Genomic DNA, 17,517 nt, shown 5'->3' with positions numbered 1-17,517 from the left:
TTCACTTCCCACCCTTCTTTTTAATTGCCTTGGTGGATTTGTCCCAAATGTCAGTGATATTTGCATGCACATGCGGACTACCAGCAATGTCGCAAAAAGAAGTGCCTTCGTCTGCAATTGTGCCATCCAGCTGATTTGGCTTTGGTCGGTTTTTCTTCTGCATCTTGCGCATTTGCAAGAATGTATAAACACCGACAGCAGCGGATAGCGCTGCAACCCCAATAGCAAGCCACACCAAAGGTGCCAAAGAAACCAGGCGTTGAATTTGATCAACATCAAAACCAGCCAATAAAATATCAATATTCATTTTTATCCTACTTAATTAACTGAGTTTCGAGTGGGTTTTCGGTCGGCATATTTGGATGGCCACCGAAACGCTTATGGTTATTGAATTTTTCATGACACATTTTTATGGACTGATCACAGCCTGGTGCCACTCGCACTACATCACCCACTTTTAGGCCGATATGCTGGCGATACAGGCGAATGCTGCCATTTGCACCATTGCCAGTGATGAAGGTGAACACACCATCCTTTTTCAGCACACCGCGATTCAGCCAACCAGACGGATAGGATTTGATTTCCATCACCGGTTCACCATCTTCAAAGATTGGATTCTCATCTTCATCAAGAACAGGGTTGCCAAACTCATCAAGCACTGGAACCTGCTCAAATACCGGATTACCTTCATCATCTTTGACTTGAGTTGGATTGACAGTAAACGCTACATCAAGACCATTGACTGAGGTCACCGTCACATCAAATGACCATTCATCAAAATCAAGGCCGCAGTACTTGTCGTAAATTGTATTCGGGCAAGTACGTTGGTATTTACGGGTCAAAATCTTGCGACGCATAAAGCTTTCTGCAGTCGAACAGACAAGCGTCATCGTATTATCACGGTCATCGAATTTTGGCTGCGTCACCCGGCCTTTAAACAGCACCAGTGATTCACCAGCATCCAGTTCAATCAGGGTAAAATACACCGATTCTAAGTAAATCTTGTTGAGAAAGACCTGCGCAAAATTATCATCAGAATCATTAAATAACGGATAGGGATGCGGAAAAGTCAGATCGACTTCACACTTATCAATATCTGCATCTAAAATATCTCCCCGACTCAAGCCTTTCACTGGGTAATAGGTGATGTTGTTATGGGTAATCGCCTTGCGTGCACTGGTAAAAAACCACTGCTTTTCCCCGTGCTTAAATTGATAAAGTTCTGAACGTGCCATTAATTGCCAATCTCCACAATTTGCACAGTGGTCCGTGCACGACCTTTTCCTAAAAATTCGAACTCAATATGATCTGAATCAAAACGGTACAGGCCCAGATAGCAGATTGATTTGATCTGGCTACGCTGTGCATTGATTGGTGGTGATACAGTGAAATATTGTTCTGATTTCTGGGTGATTTCATGAGCAGACCAGGTTCCATCCATCTTTCTGACTGCAATATGTTTACGGTCAGCTTCCACAATGAATTTGGTGCCAATATTTAAAACTGTGCCAACAAATCCGGTATTCAAAATATTCAGATGTTTCTCATACAGCGGCTGCCAGAACTCACAGTACCGGCCTGAACGCCTGTACAAAAATTTGTAGTAATCCAGGTAATGTTGTTTTGAAAAAATCAGGCTATTCAGCTTTTTTTCATACCGCGGTTTTTGCCAGTGACTGTACGTTTTGAACCCCCCAACATCTCCATCGACACGATTCTGGTGTTTATGCAGCCGCATGCCTAAGGAGGTACTATCAAGCAACAATGGCATGGTGTAGAAATCAAAGCCCTGGTACTGTGCTGGAACTTCTGCTGTATAACTTGGAGCATCTTCAGTCAGGACATGAAATTCGATGCCATAACCGACCATTTTGCTGCGTACTGATAAATCAACATCATCCGTCATTACGCATATACGCAAAGGTGAAATCTTGGCATTGATCACATCAATACTTTTGGAAATCCGAAAGCCGTCCTGATATTCAGTTTCCAGTTCCTGGATAATTTCATCTGTATCCGGGTCCCGGATCTCTTCCTGAATAATCACATAACGCCCGATATCCGTGATCTCTACAACATGCTGTTCAGTTGCAGTTTCGATCAGTGCATACCCGCCTACAAATAAATGAGTGGCCACATTTGCTGTATCAAATACTATGAAATCTCCATCTGTATCCGGTACCGGCAATGAGATCTGCTTCAAGGGAATAGCCCAAAGATCACTCATATGTGCCCAAATCATATGAAACATATCGCCCAATGCCTTTTTGCATGCAGCGTATTCAAATTTCAGTACCTGACGCGGAGCATCACGTAAAGGATGACGGATTTCATCACCACTAAAGCTTTCATGCACTTCAGTCAGCCATTCCAGTTTTTCTGTGGACGTGAGCAAAGGACATTGTGCCAATACAACTGCATCACCATATTTGGTTTGTACTTTCATTTTGTCCTCATGAGATAAAAGAAAAGCCCACCGAAGTGAGCTTATGCAAGAGCATTACGATTTCGTTTCATGTGGTAAAGAACCGCTTTTTCAAATTCCTTTGATGACTTGTAGTTCTTAGCCTCATCCATATCTTTGACCATAATCACCGACACTTGGTTATCAATGATTTGTGGTGCAGCTGCTGCAGGTTGAACTGACTGCAATCCGCTACCAACATTGGGTACCAGAGCATTACTTTGTGGCGGTAGCTGTCCAGTCCGGTTGATGTAATCCAGATTGGATGCACCAATTTTCTGAACTGAGGCTGCTTTCACTACATACTCATAGTCTGACAAACGGGCAGGAATTGAATCACTGGTACCGGTACCAGGGCCACGAACCAGACCACCCGTTGCAAATGCCACACTACCAGCTGTTGCTGCCTGGGCAATTTGCAAACCTGCTGCAGCAATTGCTGCAGGTTTTGCAATGTATGGACCAATCAATGGAATACCCACTAAAGCTGCATACGTCTGGGTATAGACCAAAGGCGCGTTCAGCGTTGCTTTGGCTACTGCAAAACTTTTCTCTAAAGCAAAAGCTGCATGATAAAAACCAGATGATTCGCCCAAGACATTTTTAAAGACATCCGCCCAGCCACCCATCATGCCAGCCATGGATTCAAGGCCTAATTGTGCTTTGGCGTTATAATAACGCTCTTCAGCAGCAATCATTTGGGATCTAAACTCTTCATGAGTAATTAGCTCCCATTCATAGGCTTCAAGAATCGCATCCTGTTCATCTTTAAAGCGGTCTTCAAGGGAAGTATCAATACCGCCATTCGTGACTCGACGATAATTTTCCGCAACAGTATTACGCTCTTCACCATATTCAAATTGTGCCTGCTGTAACAGCATGGCTTTCTGATTTGGTGTATAGCTTGCAGTGGACTGGATCTCATCACGCACCAGTTGATAATACTGAGAAGCATATTCAGCAGAGGTTATCCACTTTTTCTTGATTTGCAGCAGGTCTTTTTCTTCAGCAATACGGTTCTGCTCAAGCTCATAAACCATCTGCTTACGCAAGGCTTCTGATGCCTGGTCCCGCTGTGCCTTGGTCAAACTTAAATCATGCTGTACCTCAAACTGGCGACGGGCATAACTTTGCTTGATCAGAGCTTCTTCAGTAAGTAAATAACTGCCGAAGTCATCCAGCTTGGTTTTGAGTGCCTGCTCAGTGACTGCTATCTCGTTCTCAGCCCGCAAGGTATATTCATTGATCAGCTCTTTTTGCCGTTCAGGCGCAAAACCTGCTTTCTCAATTTCGCTGACCTTATCCTTCAGATCTGAACGGATACGGGTAACTTCATTAGCAACATCAAGTTCCAGCTGCTTACGCATCTCAGCCTGTTCTTCCTGAATTTTCAGAAAGTCATTGGCTGATTTCTTGATGTCATTAACTGAAAAACCAGACTCACCCGCCATATAGCCCAGGATATTATTTAAATACCCTTTTGTTTCCTTGAAGCCATAAGCCTTGCCTGAATCAACATTACCCTCACCAGCGTTATAGGCCATGATGGCTTTTTCAATATTGCCATCATAGCGTTTCATTAACACACCGAGATACTTTGCTGCACCCTGAGCACTTGAAGCCATATCTGCAACATTGACATTAAAACGTTTCGCTGTTGCATCCATGAACTGGAAAGAACCTTTGGCACCTGCAGGAGAAGTAAGAAGCTTACCTTTTCGATAAGTATCACCTCCACTTTCTTGCATTTGTACTGCAGCTAACAAGCCAGCAGGTAAACCATTTTGGCTTTCAAGTGATGCAAAGTTATATTTCTCTGCATTAGCTCGAACCTTGGCATTAACCGTGAGTTGGTTTGCCTCCTGTTTCAGCTTTTTAGCTCGTTCATCTAGGATGTCATTTAAACGCTTTTCAGACTGATACCGTTCATTAAGTTCTTTATATACACTTGCCGGCAATGCCTGATTATCCTTTAGGCCACTGGCTTTACGTGCTTCATAAAGCAATTCTGCATACTTCGGATCGAAGTTATATTTATCGATCATCTGTGCCAGATAATTATTCTTGAAGGTATCTGACTTGCCCTGTTTGAGCAGTTTTTCAAGCTCAGCTGTCATGCCACTTAATTCTGCAGCTGACTGTTTTGCCTGATCACCCACCTTTTTCACGCCAGTACCAAGCTGCTCGATAAACTGTTTCTGGGTTTTGGCAGCACTACCTGCATCATTGACCCGTGTTGCCAAACGTGCAACTTCATCTTTGGCCACTTGCGTGATTTTGCCAGAGGATTGAACGCTCTTTGTGAACTGGTCCAGATCTCCTGTTTTTTTGTATTCCTTAAACAGTTTTTCCAGTTCAAGCTGCGACTGGCTGACAAAATCATTGGCTCGATCCATTCCAGTGGCATACATCGACAACGCTGTTTCAGTCTGCTTGTATTGTTTTTCAAGTTCCTGGAGCTTGTTACGCTCTTCAACCATCTGGCCAGCTTGCTTGGTTGCATTCAGTTCACGATATTTGGCAATAGCATCATCTACAGATACATTGTTATCCCGCAAAGATTGGGTATTTTCTTTGGCATTATTACTGAGCAACAGATAACTTGCTGCTACAGTAGCAACTGTCACCCCTAACCCTACAGGACCACCCAGAATCCCTAATGCCATGGCTTTAGCCCGTGCCAAACCAGTGGTTGCAGCTGCTGCTGCAGTCTGAGCACCCGTATATGCTGCTGTAGCCTGAGTACTGGCTTTGGTCGCAATATTCAGGGCAATTTCTGCAGAAGTCAGACGTTGAACTGCAACCGCCCGGGCATTTGCTGTCATAGCTGCATTGTATTCTGCACGAGCCAAATTAACTTCAGTCGCTGCCAATGCAGCCTGCTGGCGCATGCGCAAAGACTCAGCAGCTAGTGCCTGCATTTGTGCCTCAGCTTGTGCTACTGCTGCCTGACGTGCTGCAATTCCTGCTGTAATTTCAGCTTTTAACGCGACTGTTTTATTGGCAATAGCCGTGGTTAATGCACCCACCGCAAATACTGCACCGGTACCGGCAACAAGTTCAATATTGTCTGCCATATATCCAAATGCATCTGCAGCCTTGGCGGTTACGCCATACTGCATATTCAGCTCACCAGTAAAGCGCTGAATTGCATTTGTTGCTTTTGTGACACCATCTTGCAAGCTGTTTTCCATGCTATCTGCAAGAGCCTGATTGGCATCACGGGATTTCAATAACCCTGCATGCAAGTCATTGGCTGCCAGTTTACCTTCAGCACCTAATTGGCGAATCTCTTTAGTACTTTTTCCAGTAGCTGATGCAATATCATTCAGCAGGTTTGGAGCAGCTGCAATCAATGAATACCAGGCATCAGCCTCAACACGGTTTTTATCAATCACCGTGCCATAAGCAGCCGTTGCCGATGCCGCTTTTTCAGCTGATGCTGCATTATGTACATAGGAATAGCTTAATGAATCGGTAATGGCCAGAACTTGCTGAGTGTTATAACCCGCTTCTTTCAATCCATCAAAGCTGGCAAGAAAGACTTCCTGGGCTTCAGCCAGATTTCGGAATGTGCCCTGTGCAGTCTGGTACAGATGTTCCTGTACCACCTGATATTCAGACAGACTAGATGTCGCATTTCGCACACGCGCTGCCATCTGGGTATAACCATCGGCCTGCTGGATTAAGCTACCTGTCACGAAAGCTGCAACAGCTGTCTTGACTGTATTACCTAATGTTTTAACTGACTCACCTGTACTTTTAGCCTGGATTTCTACCCGTTGCAGATCAGCAGCCATAGCATTACCTGAAGTTCTGGTTTGCTGCTGAGAACGTTGCAAGTTACGGTCAAATTCAACAGTACGTGCCACCAGATCCAGTGTTAAAACACCGATTGATTTAGACATACACAAAAACTCCAGGCATAAAAAAACCACCCGTTTGGGTGGCTTTTGTAAAATAATTTCACTTTAAAATTTCTATACAACCTAAATAATATTTGGTCGCAAACTCATTCAGCTGATCAGTTTTCATCTTTTCACTATAATAAGTTGGTTGCTTATAAGCATCCACAATCATGCTACGCATGATAAATTCCATGTTCTTATCTTTATATTTTTTATTCACTTGGTCATTAAATTCCAGAGCTTTAGACAAGGGAATTCCATTATTCCTACCATACATGATCACTTCGGCCATCTCTAGATATTTACGACAGTTTTGATCAGCATCTTTATCTGTTGATGCTGACCATGTAGGCATACTCACCAGACATGCCATTATCAAAACCAGTTTTTTCATAATTTTCCCCCATGAATGTCTAGAATATACGCAGATGCAAGAAAGGAAATCAAATTAATATGTGATTATTCCTTCCAGAACTGCTCATAAGCTTCACGGGCAGAAAGTTCAGGTTTATCAAAATGCGGCAAATAATCGTAAATGTCTGGATGCTCAGCACCTTTAGACTGTGCAAACATCATCTTCAGCTGTGCCAGGACTTCTTCAAAGCGCAAGCCTAAATTCAGGCTTCCGCGTCGTCTCCGGTATTCTCGCCAGTAGGCGTATTCCCATTGACTGATGTTGTTTCGGATGGATTCAATGCTGTTTCCGCAGATGCCTTGGATCGCGAGTTCCGCGAAGATTTCGTTTTCGTCGAATTCTTCGTCGCTAACTTTCCCACAAATAAGTTGACTTCATTGGATACTGACCACATCGCCTTACACATATTCATATAAGAGTGCAGGACTTCATCAATGTCCTTAAAGAATGGCGTGCCTTTTTCATCAATACAGACTGTGGCCAGGATCTGAGCAGAACGCAGACGCAGTTCATCAATATCCTGCAGGGTCAGCAGTCCTGGATCTTCTTCATCCGGTAGCCAGTTAAAAGACTTTTCAATTTCACGCAGGTCTTTATAGCTGACCTTTTTAACGTAAATCTGGCCGATGACTTCAACACCATTTTCCACAAAAACGATGTCTTTTAAAATTGCTCGCTGGGAGTTGGTTTCATCAACGTGTTTTTTCAGCTCAAGTGGATTTAATTTCTTCATGATTTACCCGCTTTATTTTTTGAGAACGAAATAAAAACCCCGCTCGAAAGCAGGGTCTTTAAGCTGAATTTAATTAAGGTACAACGACTGGTGGCTGTGGTGCAGCTGTTTCCCAGATCCATTCCGGTGCACTTTGACGCTGCAGGGTAACCGTAGTCTGCACTACTGTATTGGCATCAATATCCAGCGGGAAGCTGTCTACATAAGCCTTGTATTTGGTCCAGGTACGCTGGTTGCTTAAAGTGATTTCACCATTTTCAGCCACTTCTGGCACAATGTGAGCAACCGAACCACGTTTTTCCCCTGGCCAGCCCTGGATAAATGTTGCACTTTCACCAGATGCCACCATGCTGAATAAACGCTGATGTGCAGGATTTTTCGGATCTGCAAGAATTGAGAAAGTTGCAGTACCGGTATCGGAAAGACCGCCACCATCCAAGTACTTTTTAGAGTACTCTTCTTCAAGATCCGTAATTTCCAGTTTTTCCTTGGTATCGGTACCTGGCTTATGATCTTTTGGTGCCCCGATTTTAATCAGTTCAAATTTTTCAGGATCAGAGGTCGTAGGAACCACCATCCACATCGCGCTGCCTTGTGTACGACGAGCCATATTTTTTACTCCAAAAAAAGAAAAACCGCCAAACGGGCGGTCACGTATGATTTTTTAAGATTCTTCAAACCATCTGGTATCCAGACTGATACGGAACAGATCACTGTCTGGTTCACGTATATTTCCGCTGAAGCCTTCAACCTGGCAATCTTCTTCAATTGCTTTACGGATCAGTTTTGCAATCTGGCGATTTTCAGCCTTATTCTTTCCGTAAATATCGATTTGCAGGAGGACTTCATCCATTTCTGATACACCAGAAAGGTTTTCGTCACCTGCTGCATGAATAATCTGCCAGGTGGCATAAGGTGTTTTGACATTAACATCCGGATCAAACTCGAATAGCTTGAGCCCGTCCCGATCTGACAATAACTGAACCAGTAAGGGATCTTTTTGGCAAAGCTCTTCAAGTGGCAAAATAATCATCTGCTCAACTCCTGATAAATCCCTTGCTTAATTTCTTCTGCTGCAATTTGTTCTGCTTCTGCTTTTTTTGCTTCAAATGCCCGACGCATGAACGGATCAGCAGCCACTTTGGATGTGCCTAATTCGACAAACCACCAGTAAAAGGTATCGAAACCCGGTCCTTTACCACCTGATTTACCGCCACCAGCCACCCCGACCCCATAGCCAATTTCACCTTTGGGCAATTTCTTTTTCTTTTGAATCCGAATATTTCGCCAGATTTTTTCACGGGTTTCAGGATCATCGATCTGCTTGGCGTTTTTTTTCGCTTCATCCCGCACTGGTACCATACCTTTACGCAGGGCTTTCCCCACAATCTTGTTCTGGGTACCGCGACGCAGCTTGGCCATATTTTCAATGGCTTCATCTAATCCTTTTATACCCATACCGCGCTCCCTGATTCACACATCAATGTGATCCAATGTTTGCCATTTTTATTGTCAGGCAAGGCAGCATTGATTTTGTAAATCACGCCTTCAGATTCAATCCGGCAACCTGGCCATTCGAAGCCAGGCGGAATATCTGAGTAACGAATACTGATTCGATGACTAATCATGTTCTGCTGTGCTTTTGCTGCAATGTAATCGCGTCCACTGAGTGCATCAATATCACCCCAAACATCGAATTCTTTCTGCCAGCTTTTGATCCGGTCTCCTGATCCATCCGTTGCACGGACAGAGGTTTCACGCTGAACAGTGATGAAATGATGAAGCTGTCCTGTACGCATATCAGTCTCCTATCCGGTTTGACTGCATGTAATACCCGGTCCATCAATAATGTCCGGTTCTAACATGGAAACCACTATGGGATTTTCAAAAACCACGATGGCTTCAAACCATTCATTTTTTGGGCTTTTAAAAACTTGTAAGCTTTGGATCTCTGCAGTCATCAACCGCGCATGAGCATTAATGTCATTAGTAAGCTCTTCAGCAGTATTGGCATAGAAGTTCTGTACATAAGTTCTAGGCATGTCACACTCCCATTTTTCGATACGGCAGCATGTATGACTCAACTGCATTATTGACGTATAGATTGACCTCAGTTTGAGCTGCCCGGTTCTCATACATATCTGTAATGATCAACAAGGCTGCAATGGTCAGATCTTCATGCAATTTCCCAGCGTCCAGTACTTCTTCAAGTGGTCGATCCAGGAAGTTTTGAATATGTTTTAAAGCTGCTTTTGTGAGTAATTGAATGTAGTCATCATCACGGTCATGCAGGACACGTAACTGCTTTTTCACAATGGCTGGGTCAATGTAATCACTCATAAAAATAGCCTTTTTGAAACTGGAAAAGAGGTAAAAAAAGCCCCTAAATATAATAAATAGGGGCTTTTTATTTCAGAAATTAGCCTTCACCAACTGGAGGCGTTACTGCAGGGATTTCAGGCAAATCACCAGCGACACATGCATCAGGCAATACAACTGCGCCAGAAGCACGCATTTCTGCCAAAATTGTCACTAAGTTTTTGGTTACGTTGTTGCCGTCTTCTGTTGATACAGTCACAGCAACATCTTCACGGATTAAACCATCAAAACCAATCGCCAAGTTACCTACCCAATATTTGCCTTTAGGCATTGAAGCTGCGAAAACGACTGGTACACCCCAAAGTACTGGCTGAACTGCTGCACCTGGCGCGCCAAATACATAATGGCCATCTTCACCTTTGATACGCTCAATTTTGCCCCAATCTTCCGGGTTTAAAATAATGCTGTCTGGCAATAGGTAAGAATCAGCTGCTTTGTATTTCGCCTGGTTCAACACATCAATCGCTGTTGCATTGTCATCTGCTACGATTTCAACATAGTTGTCTTCTTCAAGAAGACCGCTGAAGCATTTTGGATTCTGCGATGTTGGTGTATGACCATTGACAACAAAGTATTCAAGCTTCAAACGCACACCGTATGTCATACGAGTTTCGATGTAGTTTGCAAGCCAGGTCATATCTGCAAGAACTTGCTTAGATGCACGAATCCAGTGTGCAATCGTGCCGATGTTCAACTGAACTGGACCGAATTCAAGATCAGATTCTGCTTTGTCTGTATTTTCAGGAGCAATATCTGCCATGATTTCGAAAGCAGATTCACGCAGGAATACAGCCACATCACCATCAGCTGAACCCCAGTTGATTAAATCAATCACTGATAAAGGTGCCTGGAATGATGTACGAGATACATCATTTTTTGCCAACGATCCATTGGTACCTAAGCCTGCCAAAGTGATGACGTTACGTGCATTGATCCCTTCAAAGACCACTGATTCTTTTTTCTTACCAGAACGAGTCGCCATTGTTTTAGCAAATTCAACAGCATCCTTATTGCGGATCAGAGCTGCTGCAATGGTATCTTGTTCAGATTTGCTACGTTCATGAACACCATCGACCAGTTGCTGCTGAATTTCTTCAATTTCTCCAGCAAGCTCAGCAACTTTCTTGGCACGAGCTTCCAAATCAGTTTTTAGGTCATCTGGCAAACCATCAAGTGCTTCTAGTTTAGATTTATAACGCTCAAGTAATTCATCGAATTGCCCAACTCGGTTACGTAATTGAATGGCCAGCTGATCAAGCTGTGACGTATCACGAGTTTGCAGATTTGATAAAGGTTGAGCCGGTTGAGTTTGTGCAGCTGTCATAGCTAATGCAATTGCTGTTGGTGAAAGTGCTTTCATAATTTTTTTCCATGCATAGAAAATGAAAAACCCGCCTATTTAGAGCGGGTCATGTTTAAAAAAATTGCTTTATACGTTGTCAAGAAACTCGAAAGGATCTTTAACTGGATCAGATTTTGGTGGAGTTTCTTCAGGCTGCTGAATACCAGAAATACGTGCCATCAGCTTTTTGGCATAATCACCAACAAGACCAACGGATCGCAGCAATTCTTCAGCATCATCTGCCGATTGTATTGCTTCGATTGCCTCTTCACTGATAATTCGTGCTGCACTGTCGGCTGGCTCATCCACGATACTGATTTCATAAATATCAGCACGCTTAATTTCGATGTAAGTGCCTTTATCTTCCATATCCATTGACGTTGGTGGATAAAATGCAATCGAAAAACCATCTATCGTGCCATGCATGACCATTGCTGCGACATCTTGCGCAATTGCCAGTCCTGGTGTCAGTTCGATCTCAAGATATAGACCTTCATCATCTTCTTTTAAGACCGTAATTTTACCGACACGCATGCCCATTCGGGAATCGACGTAATACAGTCGCCAGCCATGGTTGTAATAGCAGTGAACTTTCTTCGTACCAGCTGCAAATGCTGCACAAACTTCAGCAAAGGCACCACGAATGAATTTTTCACCGTAATAATTGACTGAATCCCATTTAACAGCGTAACCACTGATCTTTACTACACCTGTCTTTTCATCTTTGTTGATAAATCGACAGTTATCCACAGTAATTGGCATGCGCCGACATTGAACTTTCGGCAAATTTGGCAGTGCCTTATTACGCACTAGCAGGTTTTGTTTCATCAGCTTTCGCTCCATAATTGCCTTTTTTCATACGTTCGGCAGTTGTCATATTGACTGGCACCAGTAATTCATCCCCATAAGGCAATGGTGCATCCCCTTCTTCAACACGGATCTGGTTAGGTGTCGCCTGAGAACTCAAAATTCGATCTTTATTCGACTTGATTCGTTCAAGGTAAGAAGCTCTCAATAAGTCCTTGGTCTTAAATTCGAACTCAAATTCATCCCATTCATGCCGTTGCAATAGATGAATCCGCGCACTTTCTTCAATACGCTCTAAATAAGGACGTAATCCAAATTTATGGAAGCCATCGACCAATTGTTCGATACCACTGCCCCAAGTCGTACTGGAATCTGTACTGAAAATTAGAATTGGATTGACACCAAAATAGCGACAAGATTCTTCGACTGATAATCTTCGAATTTCAATCAACTCAAGGTCTTCAGGTGTTAAGCTAATTTGCTCGAATTGCATATTGCCTTCTAGTACTGCCAAATCCCCATCATCGCCATTGATTAAAATATCCAGTTCACCGCGTAATGCATCACGCTGCTCTTTTTTCAGATATTTATCAGTCTTTAGGGCCCCTGTTGGCTTGGCACCGTTGGACATTAAACGAGATGTTTTATCGACACCAGCAAGACCAACACCAATAGATTGAGCACCATAAGCAATAGGCGACATTCCCACAAAACCAGTACCAAATAATTTGATATGCCAGATTTCTTTATCGGTATATTCGACTGTTTTATTGCCAATCTTGCACTTGTACAGTGGCGTGCCATTTTCCTGAATACTAGGGTCCACAGATCCCGAGTTGATCACCTGTAAACTGACCAGTTTCTTTCCTGAAAAATCCTTTTTGACATAGGCATTGCCTGCCACCAGGTTCAGCATTAACTGTTCAAAAAATTCGACTCGCGTCTGGTAACGATTCGGCTTGTTATATAACAGCCGGATCACATCATGATCTTTGACTTGAGTACGAGTACCATCATCATTCAACTTGTACATCTGCAATGGCAAAGTGGCCACAGACTCAGTCAAGATTTTTACGCAGGCAAACACAGCACTGAGCGTCATCGCACTGTCGAATGTCACAGGCTTCGCTGTTTTAAAACTAGAACGGGGACGATCCCAAATGACCGTCCCCGTTTTGTCTTGCATCGGTCCAGTGCCCCGGGCCTTCAGCTTATCGCGATTGGTTTTATCACGAATTTTTGGTTTATCGCGTTTTTTACTCATCGCTTAGCTACCTTAATCAAGTCATTCAACCAGTCATCAATGTTTCCATCTTCTTCACCTGGTACCAAATCAAAAACGGATTCGTTGTCATAGTGCATGGCCCGTGATGCAGCAATAATTAAACCTACTGCGGCATCAATCTTTTTGGCTGGCGCACTCTTACGCGGGAAAATATTTTCCTTGGCATCAGGTTTCACCACCACATTGCACATGCACCACTTGAGCACCGGATCGCCATTGTGATGCAGCCGGCCTTCCGTAAGTAAGACTTCGATCCATTTCATGGCAGGATCTAGAAACTCAACCCGCTGTGGCACTTCAATAACGTTGATATCCTGGTCCATCAAATTCGATGTCAGCTGTGCTGCATGGTATGGATCGTGCCCAAGTTCATAAAATGGATTGTCCATGTGGAATTTTTCGATATCCTGCTGAATTCGGTTGAAATCAGTGGATTTACCTTCCGTGACAATCAAATGCCCTTGGTCACGCCAGACAGGATATTCATCTGGACGTTTTTCACCATTAATGGCTTCTTTGGTCTCGACCACATGCTCATTAATGTAGTGACTACAGTATGCATGCCAGTGAACCTTGCCATTTTCCAGTCTTGGCCTTAATCGGCACCAATCTGCTAAATCCAGACGGCTTGCGAGGTCATAACCACCGAAACAAGTTTGACCAGTAAAGCTTTCTTCACTGATTTCACTTTCCGCTTTCTCCCAAATCGTTGGAGCAATCCAGCCATCGACAGCACCGACCCACTCATTCAAGTGTTTTTGGCGGGTAATACTTTCCTGTTTCGGACTTACTTTGACTTTTTCAAATACCGAATGCAGGTATTTTTCAGTCACTGAGACCCCATAGTTCGGGTTTGCCTTTGGCCAGACCTTTGGATCTAGCCAGTCATCACCACGATCCAGACAGAAAACCATACCGAAGTACTGCTCATGGACTGCTTTGCCCTTGAGAATATCGACCACCACCTGACGTTCCTGGTAACACTTGGAAGTTGTATCGTCTCCAGCAGTGGTAATGGCCAGAATCAGGGGCTCTTCACGAGCTGCAATACCATTGGCCACAATGTCGTACATGTCAGCGGTTTTATGGGCATGCAGTTCATCAATGATGGCAGCATGAACATTCAGACCGTCTTTTGTGCCGCCCCGATCCTGTGATAGCGCCTTAATAACGCTGTTTGTATGGGTCTGGAACACTGAATATTTCGAGTATTCAATGCCGAAGCGCTCACGCATTTTTGGCGAGTACTCGGCCATTTTACTTGCATCGTTAAATACAATTTTTGCCTGTTCAGCCGAAGTTGCTGCAGTGTAAACCTCAGCTCCCATCTCGCCATCAATAAAAGCCAAATACAAGGCAATGGCTGCAAGCCAGGTTGATTTTCCGTTTTTCTTTGCGACCTCAATATAAACATACAAAAACCGCCTTTTTCCTTCATGGTCTACCCAACCGAAAATATTCAGTGTGGCAAAGACCTGCCAAGGTTCCAGAATCAAAGACTGGCGTGTGCCATCTGGTCTAAGCTTTGCGAGTTTCCCTTTAACGTGTGGACAGGTTTCCACAAAAAAGAGTGCATGATGCGCTCTTTCCAGGTCTAATTCATAGTCGAAATCAATGTCTGGCTTTGGCTTAAACTTCAGCTTTTGAAGTAAAGCCTGGGTTTCTTCATCGACTGATTCAACATCAAAATTTGAACGGCTTAAATCACTTAAAAATCTTTTTACAGCAAGTTTTTCTAACTGCCCTGCCGTTCTTGCTCCAGATCGGACATCAAGACAGTACTGGAGCGAAATCTTGAAATAATCCCGCATGAAAACTTACTCAACAACTTTGACGGGCAGTAAAGCCATCATATGGATCGTTGCTGTCACCAGTAGCGGTACCAGCACCTAATAAATCTAATTGCTGCTGTTTATTTGCTTTCACAGTTGAACGAGCAGCTGGCGTAAGTCCAAACTCACGCGCTGTTTTGATAATTTGTTCCTGCAGTTTGTTACGGATCTGCAGCCATGCTGCCTGGACTTCGAAACCGTTTGGCGTTTTAGCCACCCATTTTTCGACTTCCTGCAGCCGTTCCATTGCTTCGGCATAAGCAGCCATGTTGTCACAGTGCAATCCAAACACATCACCATCCACCACTGACAGCAAGCCAGCTTGGACCAGTGCCGGCCCTAATGTATCCCAATGCTTTCTTGCCTTTTTGTTTAACCATGCCGGGCAAGGCGGCATTCCTAGAGCCACTGCAGCATTTGCTACTTGTGCATCTTCATCACGGTCATTCCGAATTCGGGCACCGGATAAAATCTTTTCTTGCAATGGTTTAGGAGGACGGCCAGTTCTAGACATAGGAGCCTCCAAAATTTCAATCTGTATAAATATTCGGAGGTATACCCCCCTCTGGACTTTTGACCACGTAAAAATTTGACGGGGGGGCGGTCTTTTATGAGAGGTCGGTTTGGACTTTTGACCCCATATCCCCCTTTGAATCTGTTAGAAAAACAAAACCCATTCCGCTGAAGCCAACGAAATGGGTTTGTCATCATGGAGAATGTTCTAGTTGTTTACACTTGAACGTGCTGTCTTCCCAGCTGCCAACATACAGTCAAGACGCTAATCTTAGACCGTTATATCTTTTGATTGCTTGTATTTTGCTTACACCAGACTTCATATGCAATCTGGATTGCTAAGTTTCTATATTCATTTAAATCAGTATCGAAAATGAATAGTTCGGCTCCATAGCAGAAAACCAAACGCCAGTACTTTGGAGATAGCTTAATGGTTTCTTCAAATTCTTTTCTGCTCATCAGCTAGCCCGTTTGAAGTGTGAATGATGTAGCCGGCCACCGTTGCCATCTTCATCCTGGACAAACACTGTTTTGTCATGGACTTCAATCACAGTGAACACAGTCTTGTCATCACAGAGCAAACATTCTTGAGCGTACTCAGTAGCAACAACAAGTTGATCATTAATTTGGAATTCATTTTTGCTTTCCCGATTGGCCTTGACTTGCTTTGTCACTGGAGACCAACCGCCCCGATCCTCGGTAGCAGTCTTGATGTTATGGTGAGTTTCACATAACGGCTGCCAATTTGTTTTATCCCAGAACAATGTCTGGTCGCCTTTGTGTGGAATGATATGGTCAACCACTGTGGCAGGATTAATATAATCTTTCTTTCGACACTCAACACATAATGGATGCTGTCTTAAGAATTCATCACGTTCCTTGCTCCAGCGAGCATCATAGCCACGCTGATGCGCTGTGCCCCGTTCACGATCTTTCTTTCTGATCTTATCCTGATGTTTATCGCAATAACCTTGGTTAGTTGCGTAATCCTTACAAGACTGACTAAGGCAAGGTCTTTTCGCCTTCTGGGGTACCTTCTTCATGTTTCACCGGAACAAGTTTGATTGAACGATTAATAATTAAATTGCGTAATTTATCTGTAGTTTTGAGTTGAATAATTTTGTCTGCTGCAGCCAGAGCAATCAGCAACAGCTTTCGACGCTTGCTCAACTTCACTGAGATCTGAACTTCTATCGATCCGTATGCCATTGCTTACACTCAAAAAAAAGACTGTATGCCAAGCCCAGCGCCCAACATACAGCCATAAAAAAAGAGTCTCTGGGGAGAGACTCTTAAGAACTTACAGCGCTGAATACAATTACTCATTGTGGAGAAATGTAGATTAAAACTGCTTCACCTGTCAATACATTAAATCAACTTTAAGGTGATTTTTTAATTGTTTAGTGATTTTTTCTAATGCATGAGCTAAATCATCTTCAATTTGCTCCTTAACTGTATCAATTACTTTACCAAGACGACGATGCACGGTTGTATCTGAAACACCAGCAAGGACAGCACGATTACGTTGACTCGGCTTATAGTTAGCTGGACAAGCAAATAACTCAATCATTGCCACCTTGAAAGATACCAAATGATCTTGTTTTATATCGTTCACATATGCAGAACATAGCGTGATCGCAACCTTTTCAATCTCATGCGCTTTAAAGTGTCCCATAAAACATTTAAGCAAAGTATCTTGTGCCACAGTTAAACGTGCATAACTGATTGCTATAAGCACGTCTTCACGAGTTAAAGCACCATGATTTCCCCCACCGATAGAATCAAAATTTGTTGTTTTCGGATTTAATAAACGCAAATATTTTTCCATTTTGTTGTCCC

At 43.4% G+C, this 17,517-nt stretch carries 21 protein-coding genes; all 21 read right to left on the bottom strand.

Annotated elements, in window-relative coordinates; all coding sequences use genetic code 11:
- Nucleotide 1: 1 nt before the first annotated feature.
- The gene (locus FSC11_RS02620; protein ID WP_163164399.1) at nt 2-307 is read right to left on the bottom strand and encodes a hypothetical protein; all 306 of its coding nucleotides are present in this window, start codon (nt 305-307) and stop codon (nt 2-4) included.
- Nucleotides 308-314: 7 nt separating this feature from the next.
- Nucleotides 315-1,235 carry a phage BR0599 family protein gene (locus FSC11_RS02615; protein ID WP_163164980.1) on the bottom strand — a complete coding sequence of 307 codons (921 nt, stop codon included), beginning with the start codon at nt 1,233-1,235 and terminating at the stop codon, nt 315-317.
- Nucleotides 1,235-2,446, bottom strand: coding sequence for a hypothetical protein (locus FSC11_RS02610; protein WP_163164978.1), 1,212 nt, complete (start codon nt 2,444-2,446; stop codon nt 1,235-1,237). Before FSC11_RS02610 ends, FSC11_RS02615 begins: the two co-directional genes overlap by 1 nt.
- A 41-nt stretch (nt 2,447-2,487) precedes the next feature.
- Nucleotides 2,488-6,372 carry a tape measure protein gene (locus FSC11_RS02605; protein WP_163164976.1) on the bottom strand — a complete coding sequence of 1,295 codons (3,885 nt, stop codon included), beginning with the start codon at nt 6,370-6,372 and terminating at the stop codon, nt 2,488-2,490.
- Nucleotides 6,373-6,430: 58 nt separating this feature from the next.
- On the bottom strand, nt 6,431-6,766 hold the full coding sequence (locus tag FSC11_RS02600; RefSeq protein ID WP_163164974.1) for a hypothetical protein: 336 nt from the start codon (nt 6,764-6,766) through the stop codon (nt 6,431-6,433).
- 65 nt (nt 6,767-6,831) lie between these two features.
- A complete protein-coding gene (locus FSC11_RS02595) occupies nt 6,832-6,981 on the bottom strand; it encodes a hypothetical protein (RefSeq protein WP_163164972.1) in 150 nt (49 codons plus the stop codon).
- 8 nt (nt 6,982-6,989) lie between these two features.
- Entirely contained in the window at nt 6,990-7,520 is a 531-nt protein-coding gene (locus FSC11_RS02590; protein WP_163164970.1) for a phage tail assembly chaperone family protein, TAC, read from the bottom strand.
- A 73-nt stretch (nt 7,521-7,593) separates the two neighbouring features.
- Complete coding sequence (locus FSC11_RS02585; RefSeq protein ID WP_163164968.1) at nt 7,594-8,130, bottom strand: phage tail tube protein; 537 nt, start codon at nt 8,128-8,130, stop codon at nt 7,594-7,596.
- Nucleotides 8,131-8,184: 54 nt separating this feature from the next.
- A complete protein-coding gene (gp17, locus tag FSC11_RS02580; RefSeq protein ID WP_163164966.1) occupies nt 8,185-8,553 on the bottom strand; it encodes a tail completion protein gp17 in 369 nt (122 codons plus the stop codon).
- Nucleotides 8,550-8,978, bottom strand: coding sequence for an HK97-gp10 family putative phage morphogenesis protein (locus FSC11_RS02575; protein ID WP_163164964.1), 429 nt, complete (start codon nt 8,976-8,978; stop codon nt 8,550-8,552). The genes gp17 and FSC11_RS02575 overlap by 4 nt, the downstream gene beginning before the upstream one ends.
- Complete coding sequence (locus tag FSC11_RS02570) at nt 8,969-9,319, bottom strand: phage head closure protein (protein WP_163164962.1); 351 nt, start codon at nt 9,317-9,319, stop codon at nt 8,969-8,971. Before FSC11_RS02570 ends, FSC11_RS02575 begins: the two co-directional genes overlap by 10 nt.
- 9 nt (nt 9,320-9,328) lie before the next feature.
- Nucleotides 9,329-9,562 (bottom strand): hypothetical protein, encoded by a 234-nt coding sequence (locus tag FSC11_RS02565; RefSeq protein ID WP_163164960.1) that lies wholly within the window; start codon nt 9,560-9,562, stop codon nt 9,329-9,331.
- A 1-nt stretch (nt 9,563) separates the two neighbouring features.
- Nucleotides 9,564-9,860 (bottom strand): head-tail connector protein, encoded by a 297-nt coding sequence (locus tag FSC11_RS02560; protein ID WP_163164958.1) that lies wholly within the window; start codon nt 9,858-9,860, stop codon nt 9,564-9,566.
- A 79-nt stretch (nt 9,861-9,939) separates the two neighbouring features.
- Nucleotides 9,940-11,259 carry a phage major capsid protein gene (locus FSC11_RS02555; RefSeq protein ID WP_227591001.1) on the bottom strand — a complete coding sequence of 440 codons (1,320 nt, stop codon included), beginning with the start codon at nt 11,257-11,259 and terminating at the stop codon, nt 9,940-9,942.
- Between the two features lie 69 nt (nt 11,260-11,328).
- Nucleotides 11,329-12,069 carry an HK97 family phage prohead protease gene (locus tag FSC11_RS02550; RefSeq protein WP_163164956.1) on the bottom strand — a complete coding sequence of 247 codons (741 nt, stop codon included), beginning with the start codon at nt 12,067-12,069 and terminating at the stop codon, nt 11,329-11,331.
- The gene (locus tag FSC11_RS02545; RefSeq protein ID WP_163164954.1) at nt 12,044-13,312 is read right to left on the bottom strand and encodes a phage portal protein; all 1,269 of its coding nucleotides are present in this window, start codon (nt 13,310-13,312) and stop codon (nt 12,044-12,046) included. The genes FSC11_RS02550 and FSC11_RS02545 overlap by 26 nt, the downstream gene beginning before the upstream one ends.
- On the bottom strand, nt 13,309-15,144 hold the full coding sequence (locus FSC11_RS02540) for a terminase large subunit (protein ID WP_163164952.1): 1,836 nt from the start codon (nt 15,142-15,144) through the stop codon (nt 13,309-13,311). Before FSC11_RS02540 ends, FSC11_RS02545 begins: the two co-directional genes overlap by 4 nt.
- A 10-nt stretch (nt 15,145-15,154) precedes the next feature.
- On the bottom strand, nt 15,155-15,679 hold the full coding sequence (locus FSC11_RS02535) for a phage terminase small subunit P27 family (protein WP_163164950.1): 525 nt from the start codon (nt 15,677-15,679) through the stop codon (nt 15,155-15,157).
- 457 nt (nt 15,680-16,136) lie between these two features.
- Complete coding sequence (locus FSC11_RS02530) at nt 16,137-16,721, bottom strand: HNH endonuclease (RefSeq protein WP_163164948.1); 585 nt, start codon at nt 16,719-16,721, stop codon at nt 16,137-16,139.
- On the bottom strand, nt 16,681-16,887 hold the full coding sequence (locus FSC11_RS02525; protein WP_163164946.1) for a hypothetical protein: 207 nt from the start codon (nt 16,885-16,887) through the stop codon (nt 16,681-16,683). The genes FSC11_RS02530 and FSC11_RS02525 overlap by 41 nt, the downstream gene beginning before the upstream one ends.
- A 151-nt stretch (nt 16,888-17,038) precedes the next feature.
- Entirely contained in the window at nt 17,039-17,506 is a 468-nt protein-coding gene (locus tag FSC11_RS02520; RefSeq protein ID WP_163164944.1) for a hypothetical protein, read from the bottom strand.
- Nucleotides 17,507-17,517 lie beyond the last annotated feature (11 nt).

This window comes from Acinetobacter schindleri (assembly GCF_010918895.1).
Lineage (GTDB): Bacteria > Pseudomonadota > Gammaproteobacteria > Pseudomonadales > Moraxellaceae > Acinetobacter > Acinetobacter schindleri.
This window is presented reverse-complemented; position numbering and strand designations above follow the sequence as displayed.

Bases quoted from the DNA above. Each gene is read 5' to 3' on its own strand.
- FSC11_RS02525 (WP_163164946.1), bottom strand. From the start codon at position 16,887: ATGGCATACGGATCGATAGAAGTTCAGATCTCAGTGAAGTTGAGCAAG.
- FSC11_RS02550 (WP_163164956.1), bottom strand. From the start codon at position 12,069: ATGAAACAAAACCTGCTAGTGCGTAATAAGGCACTGCCAAATTTGCCG.
- FSC11_RS02615 (WP_163164980.1), bottom strand. From the start codon at position 1,235: ATGGCACGTTCAGAACTTTATCAATTTAAGCACGGGGAAAAGCAGTGG.
- FSC11_RS02555 (WP_227591001.1), bottom strand. From the start codon at position 11,259: ATGAAAGCACTTTCACCAACAGCAATTGCATTAGCTATGACAGCTGCA.
- FSC11_RS02540 (WP_163164952.1), bottom strand. From the start codon at position 15,144: ATGCGGGATTATTTCAAGATTTCGCTCCAGTACTGTCTTGATGTCCGA.
- FSC11_RS02620 (WP_163164399.1), bottom strand. From the start codon at position 307: ATGAATATTGATATTTTATTGGCTGGTTTTGATGTTGATCAAATTCAA.
- FSC11_RS02575 (WP_163164964.1), bottom strand. From the start codon at position 8,978: ATGGGTATAAAAGGATTAGATGAAGCCATTGAAAATATGGCCAAGCTG.
- FSC11_RS02520 (WP_163164944.1), bottom strand. From the start codon at position 17,506: ATGGAAAAATATTTGCGTTTATTAAATCCGAAAACAACAAATTTTGAT.
- FSC11_RS02600 (WP_163164974.1), bottom strand. From the start codon at position 6,766: ATGAAAAAACTGGTTTTGATAATGGCATGTCTGGTGAGTATGCCTACA.
- FSC11_RS02585 (WP_163164968.1), bottom strand. From the start codon at position 8,130: ATGGCTCGTCGTACACAAGGCAGCGCGATGTGGATGGTGGTTCCTACG.
- FSC11_RS02590 (WP_163164970.1), bottom strand. From the start codon at position 7,520: ATGAAGAAATTAAATCCACTTGAGCTGAAAAAACACGTTGATGAAACC.
- FSC11_RS02610 (WP_163164978.1), bottom strand. From the start codon at position 2,446: ATGAAAGTACAAACCAAATATGGTGATGCAGTTGTATTGGCACAATGT.
- FSC11_RS02605 (WP_163164976.1), bottom strand. From the start codon at position 6,372: ATGTCTAAATCAATCGGTGTTTTAACACTGGATCTGGTGGCACGTACT.
- FSC11_RS02535 (WP_163164950.1), bottom strand. From the start codon at position 15,679: ATGTCTAGAACTGGCCGTCCTCCTAAACCATTGCAAGAAAAGATTTTA.
- FSC11_RS02570 (WP_163164962.1), bottom strand. From the start codon at position 9,319: ATGCGTACAGGACAGCTTCATCATTTCATCACTGTTCAGCGTGAAACC.
- FSC11_RS02560 (WP_163164958.1), bottom strand. From the start codon at position 9,860: ATGAGTGATTACATTGACCCAGCCATTGTGAAAAAGCAGTTACGTGTC.
- gp17 (WP_163164966.1), bottom strand. From the start codon at position 8,553: ATGATTATTTTGCCACTTGAAGAGCTTTGCCAAAAAGATCCCTTACTG.
- FSC11_RS02530 (WP_163164948.1), bottom strand. From the start codon at position 16,721: ATGAAGAAGGTACCCCAGAAGGCGAAAAGACCTTGCCTTAGTCAGTCT.
- FSC11_RS02545 (WP_163164954.1), bottom strand. From the start codon at position 13,312: ATGAGTAAAAAACGCGATAAACCAAAAATTCGTGATAAAACCAATCGC.
- FSC11_RS02565 (WP_163164960.1), bottom strand. From the start codon at position 9,562: ATGCCTAGAACTTATGTACAGAACTTCTATGCCAATACTGCTGAAGAG.